Annotated in this window: 18 protein-coding genes; 7 read left to right on the top strand and 11 right to left on the bottom strand. The window is 72.0% G+C overall.

All coding sequences use genetic code 11. The features are described from left to right. Positions 1 to 12 precede the first annotated feature (12 nt). A complete protein-coding gene (locus ACRQ4B_RS06000; RefSeq protein WP_439693782.1) occupies positions 13 to 1,599 on the top strand; it encodes an AAA family ATPase in 1,587 nt (528 codons plus the stop codon). Here ACRQ4B_RS06000 and ACRQ4B_RS05995 read toward each other — a convergent pair whose 3' ends face one another. Then, positions 1,600 to 2,649: a lipoate--protein ligase family protein gene (locus tag ACRQ4B_RS05995; RefSeq protein WP_439693781.1), complete on the bottom strand. Its 1,050-nt coding sequence runs from the start codon at positions 2,647 to 2,649 to the stop codon at positions 1,600 to 1,602. It lies immediately after the preceding gene. An 82-nt stretch (positions 2,650 to 2,731) separates the two neighbouring features. Then, the gene (locus ACRQ4B_RS05990; RefSeq protein ID WP_439693780.1) at positions 2,732 to 3,601 is read right to left on the bottom strand and encodes an alpha/beta fold hydrolase; all 870 of its coding nucleotides are present in this window, start codon (positions 3,599 to 3,601) and stop codon (positions 2,732 to 2,734) included. A 105-nt stretch (positions 3,602 to 3,706) separates the two neighbouring features. Between ACRQ4B_RS05990 and ACRQ4B_RS05985 the strand changes: the two genes are divergently transcribed. Then, positions 3,707 to 4,852 carry an inorganic phosphate transporter gene (locus tag ACRQ4B_RS05985; RefSeq protein WP_439693779.1) on the top strand — a complete coding sequence of 382 codons (1,146 nt, stop codon included), beginning with the start codon at positions 3,707 to 3,709 and terminating at the stop codon, positions 4,850 to 4,852. An 11-nt stretch (positions 4,853 to 4,863) separates the two neighbouring features. Then, on the top strand, positions 4,864 to 5,133 hold the full coding sequence (locus tag ACRQ4B_RS05980) for a hypothetical protein (RefSeq protein WP_439693778.1): 270 nt from the start codon (positions 4,864 to 4,866) through the stop codon (positions 5,131 to 5,133). Between the two features lie 139 nt (positions 5,134 to 5,272). Here ACRQ4B_RS05980 and ACRQ4B_RS05975 read toward each other — a convergent pair whose 3' ends face one another. Further along, a complete protein-coding gene (locus ACRQ4B_RS05975) occupies positions 5,273 to 6,025 on the bottom strand; it encodes an SDR family NAD(P)-dependent oxidoreductase (protein ID WP_439693777.1) in 753 nt (250 codons plus the stop codon). Between the two features lie 94 nt (positions 6,026 to 6,119). On the opposite strand from ACRQ4B_RS05975, the gene ACRQ4B_RS05970 reads away from it, so the two are divergent. Together ACRQ4B_RS05970 and ACRQ4B_RS05965 are read left to right on the top strand one after the other, a co-directional pair. Continuing rightward, complete coding sequence (locus ACRQ4B_RS05970) at positions 6,120 to 6,530, top strand: MarR family winged helix-turn-helix transcriptional regulator (RefSeq protein WP_439693776.1); 411 nt, start codon at positions 6,120 to 6,122, stop codon at positions 6,528 to 6,530. After that, positions 6,527 to 7,873 carry an MFS transporter gene (locus ACRQ4B_RS05965; protein ID WP_439693775.1) on the top strand — a complete coding sequence of 449 codons (1,347 nt, stop codon included), beginning with the start codon at positions 6,527 to 6,529 and terminating at the stop codon, positions 7,871 to 7,873. Before ACRQ4B_RS05970 ends, ACRQ4B_RS05965 begins: the two co-directional genes overlap by 4 nt. Positions 7,874 to 8,085: 212 nt before the next feature. On the opposite strand, the gene ACRQ4B_RS05960 is transcribed toward ACRQ4B_RS05965, so the two are convergent. Further along, complete coding sequence (locus tag ACRQ4B_RS05960; RefSeq protein WP_439693774.1) at positions 8,086 to 8,982, bottom strand: alpha-E domain-containing protein; 897 nt, start codon at positions 8,980 to 8,982, stop codon at positions 8,086 to 8,088. A 151-nt stretch (positions 8,983 to 9,133) separates the two neighbouring features. On the opposite strand from ACRQ4B_RS05960, the gene ACRQ4B_RS05955 reads away from it, so the two are divergent. Next, positions 9,134 to 9,649, top strand: coding sequence for a MarR family winged helix-turn-helix transcriptional regulator (locus ACRQ4B_RS05955; protein WP_439693773.1), 516 nt, complete (start codon positions 9,134 to 9,136; stop codon positions 9,647 to 9,649). A gap of 9 nt (positions 9,650 to 9,658) precedes the next feature. Then, positions 9,659 to 9,883, top strand: coding sequence for a hypothetical protein (locus tag ACRQ4B_RS05950; protein ID WP_439693772.1), 225 nt, complete (start codon positions 9,659 to 9,661; stop codon positions 9,881 to 9,883). A gap of 209 nt (positions 9,884 to 10,092) precedes the next feature. On the opposite strand, the gene ACRQ4B_RS05945 is transcribed toward ACRQ4B_RS05950, so the two are convergent. The 7 genes from ACRQ4B_RS05945 to ACRQ4B_RS05915 all read right to left on the bottom strand — a co-directional run bounded on the left by ACRQ4B_RS05945 (position 10,093) and on the right by ACRQ4B_RS05915 (position 17,016). Beyond that, on the bottom strand, positions 10,093 to 10,941 hold the full coding sequence (locus ACRQ4B_RS05945) for an NAD(P)-dependent oxidoreductase (RefSeq protein WP_439693771.1): 849 nt from the start codon (positions 10,939 to 10,941) through the stop codon (positions 10,093 to 10,095). Between the two features lie 61 nt (positions 10,942 to 11,002). Further along, positions 11,003 to 12,100 (bottom strand): peptidoglycan DD-metalloendopeptidase family protein, encoded by a 1,098-nt coding sequence (locus ACRQ4B_RS05940; protein WP_439693770.1) that lies wholly within the window; start codon positions 12,098 to 12,100, stop codon positions 11,003 to 11,005. Between the two features lie 19 nt (positions 12,101 to 12,119). Continuing rightward, positions 12,120 to 12,470 (bottom strand): hypothetical protein, encoded by a 351-nt coding sequence (locus ACRQ4B_RS05935; RefSeq protein WP_439693769.1) that lies wholly within the window; start codon positions 12,468 to 12,470, stop codon positions 12,120 to 12,122. Between the two features lie 135 nt (positions 12,471 to 12,605). Continuing rightward, positions 12,606 to 13,349 carry a lysophospholipid acyltransferase family protein gene (locus ACRQ4B_RS05930; protein WP_439693768.1) on the bottom strand — a complete coding sequence of 248 codons (744 nt, stop codon included), beginning with the start codon at positions 13,347 to 13,349 and terminating at the stop codon, positions 12,606 to 12,608. A gap of 78 nt (positions 13,350 to 13,427) precedes the next feature. After that, the gene (gene recQ / locus ACRQ4B_RS05925) at positions 13,428 to 15,272 is read right to left on the bottom strand and encodes a DNA helicase RecQ (RefSeq protein ID WP_439693767.1); all 1,845 of its coding nucleotides are present in this window, start codon (positions 15,270 to 15,272) and stop codon (positions 13,428 to 13,430) included. A 9-nt stretch (positions 15,273 to 15,281) separates the two neighbouring features. Then, positions 15,282 to 16,421: a lysostaphin resistance A-like protein gene (locus ACRQ4B_RS05920; protein ID WP_439693766.1), complete on the bottom strand. Its 1,140-nt coding sequence runs from the start codon at positions 16,419 to 16,421 to the stop codon at positions 15,282 to 15,284. Between the two features lie 166 nt (positions 16,422 to 16,587). Continuing rightward, positions 16,588 to 17,016 carry a GNAT family acetyltransferase gene (locus ACRQ4B_RS05915; protein WP_439693765.1) on the bottom strand — a complete coding sequence of 143 codons (429 nt, stop codon included), beginning with the start codon at positions 17,014 to 17,016 and terminating at the stop codon, positions 16,588 to 16,590. Positions 17,017 to 17,026 lie beyond the last annotated feature (10 nt).

Here is a 17,026-nt window from a genome sequence, read left to right as displayed (position 1 = left end):
CAGGATGGCGACGTGCTCGACGACGCAGACCGGGACCTCATGCGGGCGTTCGCCCGCTACATCGAGGCGGCGAACGAACTCGCCGCCTCCGAGCAGCGGGCGGTGCTGACCCCGATCGGGGAACGGATCGGCGCGCACCTCGGGGTCGACCCGCAGTCGGTCCCGGTCGTCACCGAGGAGCTCCCCGACCACCGGCTCGTCGACGCGGACATCGCGCTCGAGGAACTCGCCGGCACCGAACCCGACGCGCTGATCGGCATCGCCGGTGACGACAGCCGCTTCCACAGCTCCGTCAGTGAGTTCATCGCCAATCCGCACATGCGCTGGGCCCCGGGTCCGGTGAGCTACGCGACGCGGGCGACCGGTGCGGACACCACCCGCCGGGTCGTCTCCTTCGGCCTGCGGTTCCTGACGTTCGACGGCGCTCCCGTCGCCGTCGTGCAGCGGTCCGCCAAGCCGGAGTACGGACGCGGCCGCGCGACGCTCGAGATCCTCTCGCCCGACCAGGACACCGCGAGCGCGTTCCTGCTCCGCCTCCGGGCGCTGATGATCGAGCGGAGCGTGCTCCGCGGTCAGGTGCTGTCGTTCGTGCAGTCCGAGTACGGGTCGGACGCGGGCGCGACGTTCCTCCGACGACCCGAGGTCGGCGCCGACGACGTTGTGCTCGGTGACGGTGTGCTCGACGAGGTGGTGGACCACGTCGTCGAGATCGGGGAGCAGCGTGCAGCACTCCTGGCCGCCGGGCAGCACCTCAAGCGCGGCGTGCTGCTGTACGGGCCTCCGGGCACCGGCAAGACGCTCACGATCCGGCACCTGCTCACCAGGACGGAGGGCGTGACCGCGGTCCTGCTCACCGGGTCGAGCATCGCGGCGATCGGCGCTGCGGCGGAGATCGCCCGCACGTTCCAGCCGTCGCTCGTCGTCATGGAGGACATCGACCTCGTGGCGATGGAGCGGCACAGCTCCCCACAGCCGCTGCTCTTCGAGGTGCTCGACGCCCTCGACGGGCTCGACGGCGACGCGGACGTCGCGTTCGTGATGACCACGAACCGGGTGTCCGTGCTCGAGCGGGCGCTCGCGGACCGCCCCGGCCGGGTGGACCTCGCTGTGGAGATCCCGCTGCCCGCCCTGCCCGAGCGTGTCCGGCTCTTCCGCCGCTACGCCGGCACACTCCCGTTCTCCGACGAGGCCCTCGCCGATGCGGCGGAACGGGCCGAGGGCACCACCGGCTCGTTCGCGAAGGAGCTCATGCGGCGGAGTGTCCTCGGGGCGGCGCTGCGCGGTGGCGAACCGGCCGACCAGGACCTCCGCGAGGCGCTCGACTCCCTGCTCACCGAACGCTCGTCGCTGACGAGGAAGCTGTTGGGTACGCGGGGCCCCGAGACCCCCGAGGACGAAGACGCCGATGACGACGACGAAGACGGAGACGACGGGTCAGTCGTGATGACCGCCAGCCAGTGGCACGCGTACGCACCGCTGAGTCGGACGACCTTCCGCCCCGACGGCGTCGACCTCACGCTGCGATCCGGCTTCGTCCAGGACGAGGACGGTGCAGCGGACGAGGACGACCCGGACGGCACGGGCGACGCCGCCCGCTGATCAGGGGACGCGCTCGAGCCACTCCCGCGTCGCGAACTTCGTCCGCACCAGCTCCTGCGCCCGTGCCCGCTCGGCCTCGGTCACGTGCCCCTCGTGCGCCCCGTACAGCTTCGTGAACGTGGCGATGAGCCGGTCGATGATCTCGGCGCGGGTGAGACCGGTCTGCGAGCGCAGCGGGTCGACGCGCTTGGCGGCCGACGTCGTCCCCTTGTCGCTCATCTTCTCGCGTCCGATGCGGAGCACCTGGACCATCTTCTCGCCGTCCATGTCGTAGCTCATGGTGGCGTGGTGCAGCAGCGACCCGGTGCCGAGACGCTTCTGGGCGGCCCCGCCGATCTTGCCCTTCGTCGACGAGATGTCGTTGAGCGGCTGGTAGTACGCCTCGATGCCCAGGGACTTCAGCGCCTCGATCACCCACTCGTCGAGGTACGCGTACGAGTCGGCGAAGGTCATGCCCTGCACGAGGTCGGTCGGGACGTAGAGCGAGTACGAGATGATCGCGCCGGCGTCCATGAACATCGCGCCGCCGCCGGAGATCCGTCGGACCACCTCGACGCCGTACTTCGCCGCGCCCTCGGGGTCGACTTCGTTCTTCAGGGACTGGAACGACCCGATGACGACGGCGGGCTGGTCCCACTCCCAGATCCGGAGGGTCGGCGCGCGTCGGCCCGCTCCGACCTCCTCGGTGAGGACCTGGTCGAGTGCGAGGTGCTCGTTCGGGCTGATCGGTCCCTCGTGGACGATCTCCCAGTCGTACTCCTGCCACGTCGACGCGCGCGAGAGCGCCCGGCGCACGGCGACCCCGACGGCTTCGGGCGTGAAGCCGAGCAGCACGGCGTCCTCCGGCAGGGCGGCCCGGACGGCTGCGGCGATCCCCGCGGCGTCGGTCGTGGCCGGCAGACCGTTCACGGCGTCGTCGATGAGCGGCAGCGCGTCGTCCGGTTCGAGGAAGAAGTCCCCGGCGAGCCGGAAGTCCTGGATCACCCCGTCGACGACCTCGAGGTCGACGACGACCAGCTTGCCTCCCGGGACCTTGTACTCACCGTGCACGACACGAGCCTACGCCCGCCACCTGTCGGACTGGAGGCGCGGGACGACGCCGCCCCGCGCCTCCCGTCCGTCTGCGGTCGCGTCAGCGCGCCGTCACGCGGTCCAGCCACGTGACCAGGTCGGCGACGACCTCGTCGCGGTTCGTCTCGTTGTAGACCTCGTGCCGGGCCCCCTCGTACACCCGGACCGAGACGTCGGACAGCCCGCCCCGACGGCGGTAGGCCTGGGCCAACCGCTCGATCGACCGCGGGCCGCCGAGGGTGTCGTCCGACCCGACCTGCAGCAGGATCGGGACGTCGTGCGGGATGCCGCGCCGTGGGACGCCGAGCAGGCGCATCGCGTCCCGCACGCCGAACAGCCGGATGACGTCCGCCTCGACGGCGAGCGGGTCCACCGCGATCGCGTCGATGACCGCCCGGTCACGGGTGAGCCACTCGAACTTCGTCGGCCCGGAGCCGGCGTGCCGGGCGTTGAGGTCGCCGCTGTTCATCCACCCCGGCAGCCGGTACGCGGTGGCGGACAGCACGACCCCGTCGTACGACGCCGACGAGGTGTTCACGATCCGCTGCGCCATGAGCGACCCCCACGAGTGGCCGAGCAGCACCAGCGGGACACCCGGGGTGTCCTCCTTCGCGACCGCGGTCATCTGTTCGACCGCGGCGATCGCCGCACGCAGCCCGCCGGGTCCGAGCCGTCCGAGCTTGGTGTGGTCGCCGTCCCACTGCCCGAGTCCGGTGCGCCCGTGGCCGCGGTGGTCGTTGGCGTGCACGGTGTAGCCGGCGCGGACGAGGTCCTGCGCGAGCGGCTCGTACCGGAGCCCGTGCTCCCCGACGCCGTGCGCGATCTGCACGATGCCCTTCGGACGCGCCGCACGCCAGGTCGAGTAGACGATCTCGACGCCGTGCGCGTCGGTGAACGAGGCGTCGCCTCGCGCTGCGGAGAAGGTGGGCACACTCGCATCCTTCCAGACGCTGCCATCCTCGCAGACGGCGACGTCCCGCACCGTGTTCACCCGGCGTTCACGCAGCGGGCTCCGGGCGGGCCTACCGTCTCGCGCATGGACGTCCTCGTCACCGTCGTGCTGGTGATCGTGGTGGCCCTCGTGTTCGACTTCACGAACGGCTTCCACGACACCGCGAACGCCATGGCCACCTCGGTCGCCACGGGTGCCCTCAAGCCCCGCACCGCCGTGCTCATCTCCGCCGTCCTCAACGTGGTCGGCGCGTTCCTCTCCACCGAGGTCGCCAAGACCGTCTCGCAGGGCATCATCCGCGAGGGCCAGGACGGCATCCACATCTCCCCCGTGATGATCTTCGCCGGCCTGGTCGGTGCCGTGCTCTGGAACCTCGCCACCTGGTACTTCGGCCTGCCGTCGTCGTCCACGCACGCCCTGTTCGGCGGGCTCATCGGGGCGTCGATCATCGGCGCCGGCCTGAACTCGGTGGACTGGGCGACGGTCGTCTCGAAGGTCGTGCTGCCCGCGCTGCTGTCGCCGGTGATCGCGGGGGTGATCGCACTCGTGGCGACCTACCTGGCGTACGCGCTGACGAAGAACGCGACCACGCACGGTGCCGCGACGGGCTTCCGGCACGGGCAGACGATCTCCGCGTCGCTGGTGTCGCTCGCCCACGGCACGAACGACGCGCAGAAGACCATGGGCGTGATCACGCTGACGCTCATCGCGGCGAACTACCAGCCCGCGGGCAGCGGGCCGGCGCTCTGGGTGATCCTGGCGTGCGGTCTGGCGATCGGACTCGGCACCTACATGGGCGGTTGGCGGATCATGCAGACCGTCGGGAAGAAGATCTCCGACGTGCAGTCCCCGCAGGGCTTCGCGGCCGAGACGAGCTCCGCGGCCACGATCCTGGTGTCGTCGCACCTCGGGTTCGCGCTCTCCACGACGCACGTCACGAGCGGCTCCGTGATCGGCTCGGGCCTCGGCAAGAAGCTCGCCGACGTGCACTGGTCGGTCGTCGGCCGCATCGTCGTCGCGTGGGTGATCACGCTCCCCGCGGCCGCGGTCGTCGGGGCGCTCGCCACGTGGGTCGCCTCGACGTCGGTGATCGGGTTGGTCCTGGTCGCCGTGTTCGCGCTCGCCGCCGGGTTGGCCTTCTACCGCCTCGCGAAGCGCAAGCCGATCTCGCACGAGGACGTCACCGCTGCCGACACCGCCGAGCGCGAGCCGGCCACCACCGGGAACTGAGGGGAACGACGATGGACATCGACTTCGGTGCGATCGGGACGGTCGCGGGCGTGGGGTTCGTGGCGGCCGTCGGCGTGGTGCTGGTCTACACGATCGGGTTGCGGCTGCTCGGGACGGGGCAGCCGGTGGACGCCGGCGGCGAGCGCACGCAGTACTCCGAGGAGACGCCGCGTTCCGGGCACACCCCGCCGCTCGCGATGGCGGGTGCCGTCGTGTGCTTCGCGGTCTGCGTCGCCGCGGTACTCACGGGGATCTGGTTGACGATCCCGCAGTTCCACTGACGCGCGGTCCTTCCCATCCCGCCCGCGATGGGAAGCCGGATCGCGCGTACCTGGTCGAAAGGAACGACCTGGTACGCGCGATTCCGCTCACCACGCGCGGAACGGCCCGCGGCGCGTCCGGCGACCCGCGGCGCCGCACTCAGTGGGCGCTGTAGCCGCCGTCGACCAGGTGGTAGCTGCCCGTGATGAAGGACGCCTTGTCGCTGAGCAGGAACAGCACGAGCGCGGCGACCTCCTTGTCCGTGCCGAGGCGCTTGGTGGCGTGCTCCTCCTCGAGGGCGCTGATCGCCTCCGGGGTCATCGCGTTGCGGAGCAGCGGGGTGTCGATGAAGCCCGGGCCGACCGCGTTCGTGCGGACACCCTGCGAGGAGTACTCGAGCGCAGCGACCTTCGTCAGGCCGGCCAGCGCGTGCTTCGACGCCACGTACGCGGCGTTCTGGGCGATGCCGACCGTGCCGAGGACCGACGCCATGTTCACGATGGCGCCACCACCGGCGGCGACCATCGTGGGGATCTCGTAGCGGAGCCCGTAGAACACGCCGTCGAGGTTGACCGACCGCACGCGGTCCCAGGCCTCGACGTCGTACTCGCCGATGGGCTGCGGGGCGGCGCCGATGCCGGCGTTGTTCACGGCGAGGTGCAGTGCGCCGTAGGTGTCGACGGCGAAGCGGACCATCGCATCGTTGTCGGCGGCGACGGCGGAGTTCGCCTCGAACGCCGCAGCGGTCCCGCCGGCCGCCTCGATCTCGGACGCCACGCGCTGGGCGGCGTCGAGCTTGATGTCGGTGACGACCACCTTCGCGCCCGCCGCGGCGAGCTCCTTCGCGACGGACTCCCCGATGCCGCTGCCGCCACCGGTGACGATGGCGACCCTGCCCTCGAACTCGGACATGATTCCTTCTCTCTGGACAACACCTGTTGCCCAGAATCACGATACACCCGAAAACCAGTTCGTTCACTGAACTAATGAGGTAGGCTAACGACTCGTGACCGACGCCACCGACCTCCGCATCGCCGTGAACCGGCTCTCCCGGACGCTCCGCGCGCAGAAGGCCGACTCGACCGTCACCGACGCCCAGTTCTCCGCCCTCGCGCGACTGCACCGGGACGGGCCGATGACACTCGCCGAGCTCAGCCGGCAGGACGGCGTCACACCCCCGTCGATGACCAAGACCATCGCGGTGCTCGTCGACCGCGGTCTGGCGACCAAGGGCGGACACGGCGACGACCGCCGCAAGGTCCTCCTCGCGGCGACGCCGGACGGTGCCGCCTTCGTCGAGGAGACCCGTCGTCGCCGGGACGGCTGGCTCACCCCGCGCCTCGCCGCACTCACCGCGGCCGAACGGCAGACCCTGGCCGACGCCACCGAGATCATGAGGAGGCTGGCCCAGCAGTGACCGCCATGTTCCGCTCCCTGTCCGGACGCAACTACCGCATCTGGTTCGCCGGCGCCCTCGTGTCGAACGTCGGCACCTGGATGCAGCGCACCGCCCAGGACTGGATCGTCCTGACGAAGCTCTCCGACAACGACGCGATCGCCGTCGGCATCACCATGGCGCTGCAGTTCGGCCCGCAGCTCCTGCTGCTCCCCCTCACGGGCCTCGCCGCCGACCGGTTCGACCGCCGCAAGATGCTCATGCTCACCCAGGGCCTGATGGGGGCACTCGGGCTCGGCCTGGGCATCATGGTCCTCACCGACACCGCGACGATCTGGTCGCTCTACGGGTTCGCACTCGCGCTCGGCATCGTCGCCGCGTTCGACACCCCGATCCGTCAGGCCTTCGTGTCCGACGTCGTGCAGGGCGAGCACGTCGCCAACGCCGTCGCCCTCAACTCCGCGTCGTTCAACGCGGCACGGCTGATCGGTCCCGCGGTCGCCGGTGTGATGATCGCTGCGATCGGCTCCGGCTGGGTCTTCGTCATCAACGCCGGCTCGTTCCTGGCCGTCCTCGTCGCGCTGCGCTTCGTCGACCCCGCGCAACTCGCCGACCGCATCCGGGCGAAGCGCGGCAAGGGGCAGATCACCGCCGGCTTCCGGTACGTGCGGACCCGGCCGGACATCATCGTCGTCCTGTGCATGATCTTCGTCGTCGGCACCTTCGGCGTGAACTTCCCGATCTTCACCTCGACGATGGCCCGGGTCGAGTTCCACAAGGGCGCCGGCGAGTTCGGACTCCTCAACTCCGTGATGGCGATCGGCTCGGTCGCCGGCGCCCTGCTCTCCGCCCGACGGGACCGCCCGCGGATGCGCACCCTGGTGATCGCGGCCGCCGGGTTCGGGCTCGCCTGCAGTGCTGCAGCGGTGGCCCCGACGTACTGGACCTTCGCGGTCGTGCTCGTGTTCGTCGGGCTGGCGTCCCTGACGTTCATGACCACGGCGAACGCCCTGGTGCAGACCACCACGAAGCCCGCGATGCGCGGTCGTGTGATGGCGCTCTACATGGCGATCTTCGCCGGCGGCACCCCGATCGGCGCCCCGATCGTCGGCGCCGTCGCCGACGCCTGGGGTCCGCGGTGGGCCATCGGCGTCGGTGCCGCGTCCGGGTTCGTGGCGCTCGCGATCGCACTCGTCTGGCTCATCCGGTACGAGCGGTTCCGGGTCCGGTACGACGCCGACAACCGGCTGCACCTCGCGATCACGCACGCGATCCCGGTGGTCGGGACACCCGCTTCGCGAGCGGCGCTCCGGCAGGACCTGGAGCGCGACGAGGCCGTCGCGGACCGCTCCAGCGCCGTCTGACCCGACCGTCTGCAGGCCGGGAGGCACGGTGCGGCGCCGCCCCGCGCCTCCCGTCCGCCCGTGGCCGGGTCGCGAGCCGAGGCTCGGCTGGGCGGACACCGCACGGCCCGTCCGACCCGAGTCCGGTCCGCCGAGCCGAGGCTCGGCGCCGCCGTCCGAGGCCGGCGCGGCTGGCCGAGGCCGGCGCGGCTGGCCGAGCCCGACCGGAGCGGTCAGTGGGCCGGTTCGGGCGCGGCGAAGACGCGTTCGTCGAGCGCCGCGACCACACGGTCGGCCGCCGCGGCGAGTCGTTCCCCCGCCGACCGCGCCGCGAGGAGCGCCGTGTCCGCCGACACCGCCTCGAGATCGGCCCGGGTCTGCGCGAACGCATGCACCTCGTCCGCGATGCACGACGGCGCCACGTCGGCGAGGCACTCGTCCGCCCGCCGCGCGAGGAACCGCAGCGACCGCGGACTGTGCTCGTCGAGCAGCAGGAAGGCCGCGGCGTCCTCCGCCCCCGGCGCGTGGTGGTCCCGGCCACGCTGGAACGCCTCGCCGGCACCGCACGCCCGGAGCGCCGTCGCCCAGGACGATCCCGACCCGGGGTCGAGCAGCCCCGACGCGAGCAACCGCGCCGTCGTCGCGCAGCGCTGCAACGAACGCCCGAGGGTGAAGAACTCCCAGACCTCGTCACGACTCGCGTCCGCCTCGACGACCCCGATCGCCAGGGCGCTGCGTTCCCGGACCCACCCGAGGAACTCGTGCGCCCGGTCCGGAGCGACCTTCCGGGGCATCCGGGAGCGCGTGACGTTGAGGCAGTCCCACAGCTCGGTGGAGACGACCTCGCGGGCGCGTCGGGCGTGATCCCGGGCGACCGCCACAGCGGAGGCGATCGAGGCCGACTCGTGCCGGTCGAGGGCGAGCGAGTCGATCGTCGCCGCTCGGTCGGGGTCGTTCGCCGGACCGGCGGCTCCGACCACCGCCCGGAGCTCCGCTGCGACCATGCGGTCCTGTTCCGCGCTGGCGGGTTCGCCCCGCGCGACGTAGACGTCGAGCATCCGGGCCACCACGTCGGTGCGTTCGACGGCGTTCCCGACGTGGAACACGCTCCCCGCGAGTCGGCTCAGCACGTCGGCTCCATGCGGCGAACCTACTGACCGGGGATTGCCGGGGTGTTTCATCCCCGCGTCACGGGTGTTGCAGTCGCGCTCGTGCTGCGATCCGACGGGCCGGTCCACGCACTCGCTAGACAATCTAACTAGAGCGTCTAGCATTGAGTCCATGACTTCCGAGGTGATGACCGGCACCGCGGGATTCTGGTACGGAGATGATTCCAGGGTCGACGCGGTGGACGTGCTGAACGCACTCCGCAGGTACCGGAGTGCCGAGAGTGCTGCCCAGCGGCGTGCTCGCGAGGCACTCGGCATCGGCGAGAACGCGCTGCTGGCCCTGCGCGCGCTGCTCGACGCGGAGGAGAACGGCCGCACGGTCAACGCGAAGGACCTCGCCGAGGAGCTCGAGATCACCGCGGCGTCGACCTCGGCGCTCGTCGATCGGCTCGTCCGCAGCGGTCACGTCGAACGACACGCCGACCCGAACGACCGGCGCGGGGTCATCCTCACGGCATCCGGCGGCTCGATGCGCCAGGTGCTGCAGGTCATCGACCAGCTCGACTCCCGCGCGATCGAAGCGGCCGAGCACCTGTCCCACGACGACATGGCCGTGATCGTGTCGTTCCTGGAGCAGATGGTGCGCGTGGTCGACGACGTGGACGCCGTCGACGGGCACCGCGCGTAGCCTGCTCCCATGGCAGACACGGGCACCGATGGCACCGCGATGCCCGCGCCGCACGACCCCGAGGACGACATGCCCCTCGCTGAGCTCGATGCCCGAGCCCGGGCGGACGCGGCACTCCGGCGCATCCGGGCCGGTGCCGATCCCGCGCGCGAGGCGTTCGACCTCGCGAACACCATGAACGACGAGACCGTGGGTCGGCTGACGAACGCGGTCCGGCGCTTCTTCCGCCGCTGACGGCTGCCGGGGCGCCGGCCGGGCGGCCCGCGTCGGCCCGCCGGCCCGCCGGCCCGCCCGCTGCCGCCGGGGCGAGACTCGGCGTGGGCGACCGTTCTCGTGACCCGCGGCGCGAGAACGGTCGCTGCACCCGAGTCTCGGGCGGACCGACCCGAGTCTCGGGCAGACGGCGCCGAGTCTCGGGCCGCGCGGGGCGCCGCTGCGCCCGGCTAGAAGGCCGTGCCGACCGCCGCGATGTCGTCGCCGCCGTGCCCGGCCGCGCTCGCGTCCGCGTACACCCGCCCGAGTGCGTCGAGGAGCACCGTGGAGACCCCGGTGTCCCGCGCCGCGTCCGTGATGAGGCCGATGTCCTTCCGCAGTCCGTCGAGCGCGAACTGCGCCGGGAACCGGCCGTCGATCATCGCCGCACCCTTGGTGTGGGCGTACGCCGAGTCGCTCGCACTGCCCTCGATCGCCTGCAGGAACAGCGCCGGGTCGAGCCCGAGGGCCGTCGCGACCGCCAGGGACTGCCCCGTCGCGGCCGTGATCGAGGCGATCCAGGCGTTCGCCGCGAGCTTGAGCGCCGTACCGGCACCGACCTGCTCGCCGGCCCGGATGGTCTTCGCGCCGACGGCGTCCAGGACGGGGTCGATCCGGTCGAGCTCGGCCGCGGGTCCTGCAGCGAGCATCGTCAGGGTGCCGTGCTCCGCCGGGGCCTTGGTGCCGAGCATCATCGCCTCGACGAGGGTGATGCCGTACTTCGCCGCGAGCTGCACGACGGTCTCGGTGCCGGCGACGCCGATCGTGGAGCACTGCACCCACACGGCGTCCTCGGGGGCATCGCCCGCGGCGGCCTCGAGGACGTCCACCACCGCGTCGGTGTCGAACAGCGTGAGCAGGACGACCTCGGCGCTCGTGACCGCGCCGCCGGGGTCCTCCGCGACGGTCGCGCCCCGGTCGCCGAGCGGGGCGGCCTTGTCGGCGCTCCGGTTCCAGACCGTCACCTCGTGCCCCTCGCGGAGCAGCGACCCCGCCACTCCGGCACCCATCGTCCCCGTCCCCAGCACCGTCACCCGCACGTGTGTCTCCGTCTCCGCAGGGGCTCCCTGCCACTGCGACACCGACGCTACGCGCCGACGGTCAGAGCAGCCCGCGGCCCTGCAGCCAGACGGCGGGGTCCACGGGCGATCCGCCGACGATCACCTCGAAGTGCAGGTGCGACCCGGTGGAGACCCCGGTGTTGCCGACGGCGCCGATGCGCTGCCCGGCCGACACGGTCTGGCCCACCAGGACGCCGATCTGCGAGAGGTGCCCGTACCGGGTCTGCGAGCCGTCGGCGTGCTGCAGCAGGATCTGGTTCCCGTAGCCGCCGAGGACCCCCGCGGAGACGACCCGTCCGGGCATCGCCGCGACGACGGCCGTACCGGTGGGAGCGGCGAAGTCCAGACCCCGGTGGTCGGTCGAGCACGCCCCACACCCACGGACCCACCGGGAGCCGAAGCCGCCGGCTGCGGGGATCGACCCGGCGACCGGGCGGACGGCTTCCGCCCCGTCGGGCGTCCCGACAGCGGCACCGGCCGCAGGAGCCGAGCGGAGCGGGACCCGAGCGATCGCGAACGCGTCACGCTCCACGGAGATCGCGCTGCCGGTCGCCGCGGTGTACTCCTGCGCGTCGTACGCCGGGAGCGCACCCTGCGGCGTCGCGGCCACCGCCGTCTGCGGGGTGGCGACGGTGACGAAGAGGCACGCGGCGACGGCGGTCGCGGTCACCGGCACGGCCTTCGCGGAGCCGACCGCCGCACCGATCGTGCGGAGCGGCACGGTGATCGCCCGGCTGACGGCGCGCCCGAGCTCACCGGGACGACTCGACCGGGTCTGGGCGCGCAGCGTTCGGCGCGACGGCAGGGCGGCGGTTTCGGATGCGGGCGCTCCGGGTGCGCTCGCCTCGTCGGGGCCGGTCGACCGACTGGAGGAGCGGATCGCCCCGGGCAGGTCGGCCGCGGTCCGGCGCGCGGTCGGTCGGGTGCCGGTGGAGACCGGGACGGCGGGGGTGGGCACCGCCGCCCCGGTGGCGTGGTGGGCGTCCGCGTCGACGGACGCGTGCGCCGCCGCCCGGCGCACGCGACGCGACACCCGGGCGTCGTGCGCAGCACGTGTCCCGCGTGTGGCGTGCGCCGTCGCGGCGTGCCGGGCTGCGCCGCGTGGTCGGAGCTGCGCGCCGTCCGTCGTCGTGGTCATCGGGTCCGCCGGGGCCGGGTCAGGCGCGGACGACGCCGTCGCGGGCGATGTGCTCGAGCTCGATCGCGACGGCGTCGACGACGGCACGGGTGATCGCGTCGGCGACGGCCTCGACCAGGGCGAGGTGCTCGGCCCGGACGGCGTGCTCGGTCTGGAAGGCCGCGGTGGCCCGGACCGGGATCTCCTCGATCGCCGCGACGAGGGCGGCGGGCACGAGGACCGAGTCCGTCGCTTCGACCGGTGCGGACATCGGCGAGGTCGGGGCTGGGGTGAAGGTCGCCCGGGCGATGCTCGGCGTCGGGGTGGTCCCTGCGGACGGCGTGTGGTCGGCGCGGCGGGCGATGGAGTCGAAGAGCGGCGTGGAGGACATGCTGCGGGCCTTCCGATCAGGTGTCTGGACGGTCCGTTCTCGGTCGGACCGTGGGAGGGGTGTGCCCCTGGGCACACCCACATTCAAACACTGATATTTCGAATGTGCAATAGCACTTTCGGTGATACCCGCGGATCAGTCGGGTTCGACGGCCTCGGTGGGGTCGTCTCGCCGCAGGACCTGCCGCACCCGCTCCACGATCGTCGCCGGCGGGTTGTTGTAGGCGTTCGCGGGCTCTTGACCGCTGAGCTCCTGGATCGCGGCCATCACGGCATCGGTCGCGTGCCGTCGTGCCCGTCCGGAGGACGCCTCGCCGAAGCCGGACAGGTCGAGCGGCTTCCCGAACTCGATCGTCACGCGCGCCAGCTTCGGTACGCGTGAGCCGACGGGCTGGACGTCCTCGGTCCCGGTGAGCGCGACGGGCACCACCGGAGCACCACTCGTCAGCGCCAGCCAGGCCACACCCGTGCGGCCCTTGTACAGCCGACCGTCGAGGGAGCGCGTCCCCTCTGGGTAGATCGCGAAGGCCTCGCCCGCCTCGAGTCGTTCCAGCCCCAGGTCGAGGGCGTGCTGCGCCGCCGAACCCGCACCTCGCTCGACGCCGATCGCACCGATGCCGCCGAAGAACACCCGGGACACCGCCCCGCGCAGCCCCGTGCCCGTGAAGTACTCCTGCTTCGCCAGGAACGACACCTTCCGCGGCGCCATCAACGTGATCGCCGGGGAGTCGATGAAGGAGCGGTGGTTGCTCGCGAGGATCACCGCGCCACGCTTCGGGACGTTCTTCCGGCCGATGATCCGCGGACGCCACACCAGGCGGGCGAGCGGCGTCACCACCGCACGGCTGAGCGTGGTGGTGATCTTCGTCGAACCGGACACCGGGCCTCCTCGTGACGGGAGGTTCCGAGTGTAGTGATCACATCCCGCCGTGCATGCCCGCTGCGGAATGTGTCGCCGTCACTGCGCGGCGGCGACCACGTCGAGCACCGCGCGGCCGTACCGCTCGAGCTTCGCACCACCCACACCGGAGATCTCGGCGAGCTGGTCCTCGTCCGCCGGCTTCACCGCGGCGATCCCCCGCAGGGTCGCGTCGTTGAACACCACGTAGGCGGGGACTCCCTGCTCACGCGCCTGGGCGGCACGCCACGTCCGCAGGGCCTCGAACAGGCCGAGGGCTTCCTGCGGCATGTCCGTCACCACGGTCCGGCGCGACCGGCTCGCACGCGGCGCCCTCACCGGATCGCGACGCATCCGCACGACCACCTTGCCGCCGAGGACCTCGGCGCTCGTCGGGCTGAGCACGATGGTGCCGAAGCCGTCCCCGGACACCGCCGCGTAGCCCTGTGCCAGGAGCTGCCGGGCGACCGCGCGCCACTCCCCCTCGCCGAGGTCGCTGCCGATGCCGAACGTCGCGAGCGACTCGTGCCGGAGCTCCTGCACCCGCGGCGACTGCTTGCCGACGAGGATGTCGACCAGGTGCGAGACGCCGTAGCGCTGCCCACGTTCGCGGTCGAGCCGCACGACGGTCGACAGGAGCTTCTGTGCCGGTACCGTGCCGTCCCACGACTCGGGCGGGGCGATGCACGTGTCGCAGTTGCCGCACGCGGTGCTCTCCTGCCCGAAGTACGCGAGCAACCGAACCCGTCGGCACTCGATCGTCTCGCAGAGCGCGAGCATGGCGTCGAGGTGGGCGCTCAGCTGCCGACGGTGCGCGGCGTCACCTTCGGACTGGTCGATCATGCGCCGCTGCTGCACGACGTCGTTCAACCCGTACGCGAGCCACGCCGTCGAGGGCAACCCGTCACGGCCGGCTCGACCGGTCTCCTGGTAGTACCCCTCCACCGACTTGGGCAGGTCGAGGTGCGCGACGAACCGGACGTCCGGCTTGTCGATGCCCATGCCGAACGCGATGGTGGCGACCATGACGACGCCGTCCTCGCGCAGGAAGGTGGACTGGTTGCGCTCACGCACCTTGGCGTCGAGGCCCGCGTGGTACGGCAGCGCCGGGATGCCCTGGTCGGCGAGGGCTGCCGCGGTGCGCTCGACCGAGTTGCGGGACAGGCAGTAGACGATGCCGGCGTCACCGCTGTGCTCGGTGCGGATGAACGTCAGCAGCTGCTGCAGCGCGCCGGTCTTCGGTTCGATGCGGTACTGGATGTTCGGCCGGTCGAAGTCGGCGACGAAGTGCGCGGCGTCGTCGAGCCCGAGCCGTGCCGAGATCTCGCGGTGGGTCTGCGGCGTCGCGGTGGCGGTCAGGGCGATGCGCGGGACCGTCGGCCAGCGTTCGTGCAGGACGCTCAGTTCGAGGTAGTCCGGCCGGAAGTCGTGACCCCACTGGGCGACACAGTGGGCCTCGTCGATGGCGAACAGCGCGATCCGCGCGCGGTCGAGCAGCGCGCGAGTGAACTCGAGCCGGAGCCGCTCGGGCGCGAGGTAGAGCATGTCGACCTCGCCCGAGACGACCGCACGCTCCACCCGGGCCCGTTCGTCCGGACCCTGCGTGGAGTTGAGGAACGCGGCCTTGACGCCGTTCGCCGCGAGGGCGTCGACCTGGTCCTGCATGAGCGCGATCAGCGGCGAGACGACCACTCCGACGCCGTCGCGCACGAGCGCGGGCACCTGGTAGCAGAGCGACTTGCCGCCGCCCGTCGGCATCAGGACGAGGGCGTCACCGCCGCTGACGACCTGGTCGATGATCGACGCCTGCTCGCCACGGAAGTCGTCGTAGCCCCACACGCGGTGCAGCACGTCGAGCGCTGCGGCACGCGAAGCAGACACGGCGGGCGCGGGCGTGGTGCTCATGCCACGAGCCTACGGGCGACCGGCGACACCCACGGCGCTGTCCACAGGCTCCGCCGCGATGGTGCGGGACCCGGCCACGTCGTCCGGGCCGGCCGGCGCACCCGCCCAACCCGTGCCTCCAGGCCCGAACCACCGGCGGCCACCCGCCCAGGCCGGGGCCACACCGCGGAACCGCGGCGCCTGCCGACCGGCGAACCGCCGGTCCAGGCGGCGCCACGTCGCGAGCACCTCGACCATCCCCCAGTAGAGGAGCGACGTCGCGAGCGTCACGAGCCAGCCGCCGACGGTGCCGTTGGCGTCCTGCGACGTCAGGTCGATCCGGGACCACCCCGGCGCCTGCAGCACGAAGATCATGATGTTGTTGAACGCGTGCTGCAGGACCGTGGCCTCGAGCCCGCCGGTCCGCAGGACGATGATCGCGGCGATGAGCCCGAACGACCCGACGTCGAGGATGCCCCACACGTTGTAGCCGTTCGGGATGTGCAGCAGGGCGAACACCACGGTGGACACCACGACCGCGACGACCGTACCGACGACGCGCACCGGGATCCAGGACCCGATGGTCTGCATGAGGAAGCCGCGGAAGATGTACTCCTCCGCCGCACCCTGGAACGGCACCAGCACGACGACCATCACGACCGTCAGGGTCAGCGTGCTCAGGGACACGGTCGACTGCCCGATCGCCGCGTGGTTCCACGCGAACCCGCCGTCGAGGGTGATCATCCCGTCGTCCCAGAGCAGACCGGTCTGGACGACGAACATGATCGCTGCGATGACCAGCGTCGGGATCAGGCACCACGCCGTCCACGCCCACCGCACGCGGAAGCGCGTCGACGTCAGGATGCCCGCCGGGCCGATCCGCGCGATCTTCACCGCGAGCAGGATGCCGGGCAGCAGGACCACGAGCGACACCAGGCTCAGCGACAGCACGAGCGGGTCCGTCGGGTCGAGCGCACCGCCCTGCAGTTCGTCGAGCAGACCGGTCAGCCCGCTCTCGCCCTGGACCACGGCGATCGGGATGAAGTAGGCGACGGTGATCAGGACCTGGGACGCGACGTACCAGCCCGCCAGGAACGCGAGGGCCACCAGCGGTCGCCACCACCTCCAGCGTGCGTCGACGCGGGGCAGGCGGTGGTAGGGAACGCTCACGCCGTGCAGGCTACCGGGCCGGGCAGGACGGGAGCCGTGCTCACCGTCCTGCTCGGCCTGTCCGGCGCTCGTGGCGCGCGGAGCCGAGCCTCGGGCGGGCGGACAGTCTGCGGCGTCCGGGACCCGCGAACCGTCCGCGGAGCCGAGCCTCGGCCGGCGCGGGCGGTCAGGCGTCGGGGATCAGGCGCTTGCCGAGGGAGACCGTGCGGTCGTCCGCGTACCCGAGGGACTCGTAGAACCCGATCACCTGCTCGTTGCCGGCACGCACCTGCAGGTTGAGCTTCGGGCAGCCGAGGTCCGTCAGGAGCCGCTCGAACTCGGCCATGAACGCACGCCCGAGCCCGCCGCCCTGCAGGTCCGGCCGCACCGCGAGGTAGTTCACCCACCCACGGTGCCCGTCGAACCCCGCCATCCCGGCGCCGACGACCTCGCCGTGCTCGTCCTCGGCGACCAGGAACAGCTCCGGCTGCACGGTCAGCTTCCGGGCGATGTCCCGTCGCGGGTCGTTCCACGGGCGGACGAGGCCGCAGGCCTCCCAGAGGGCGACGACGGACTCGGTGTCGGCTGGCGTGAAAGCACGGAACGCATGCTGCATTGCTTCACGG

This window comes from Curtobacterium sp. SP.BCo (assembly GCF_051903265.1).
In the GTDB taxonomy this organism is placed as follows: domain Bacteria; phylum Actinomycetota; class Actinomycetes; order Actinomycetales; family Microbacteriaceae; genus Curtobacterium.
Note: the sequence above shows the minus strand (reverse complement) of the source record. Positions and strands in the feature narration are given on the sequence as shown.

What these genes read in the sequence shown, in the direction of transcription:
- ACRQ4B_RS05975 (WP_439693777.1), bottom strand. Translation starts at nt 6,025, where the DNA reads ATGTCCGAGTTCGAGGGCAGGGTCGCCATCGTCACCGGTGGCGGCAGC.
- ACRQ4B_RS05980 (WP_439693778.1), top strand. Translation starts at nt 4,864, where the DNA reads ATGGACATCGACTTCGGTGCGATCGGGACGGTCGCGGGCGTGGGGTTC.
- ACRQ4B_RS05950 (WP_439693772.1), top strand. Translation starts at nt 9,659, where the DNA reads ATGGCAGACACGGGCACCGATGGCACCGCGATGCCCGCGCCGCACGAC.
- ACRQ4B_RS05935 (WP_439693769.1), bottom strand. Translation starts at nt 12,470, where the DNA reads ATGTCCTCCACGCCGCTCTTCGACTCCATCGCCCGCCGCGCCGACCAC.
- recQ (WP_439693767.1), bottom strand. Translation starts at nt 15,272, where the DNA reads ATGAGCACCACGCCCGCGCCCGCCGTGTCTGCTTCGCGTGCCGCAGCG.
- ACRQ4B_RS05985 (WP_439693779.1), top strand. Translation starts at nt 3,707, where the DNA reads ATGGACGTCCTCGTCACCGTCGTGCTGGTGATCGTGGTGGCCCTCGTG.
- ACRQ4B_RS05940 (WP_439693770.1), bottom strand. Translation starts at nt 12,100, where the DNA reads ATGACCACGACGACGGACGGCGCGCAGCTCCGACCACGCGGCGCAGCC.
- ACRQ4B_RS05915 (WP_439693765.1), bottom strand. Translation starts at nt 17,016, where the DNA reads ATGCAGCATGCGTTCCGTGCTTTCACGCCAGCCGACACCGAGTCCGTC.
- ACRQ4B_RS05955 (WP_439693773.1), top strand. Translation starts at nt 9,134, where the DNA reads ATGACTTCCGAGGTGATGACCGGCACCGCGGGATTCTGGTACGGAGAT.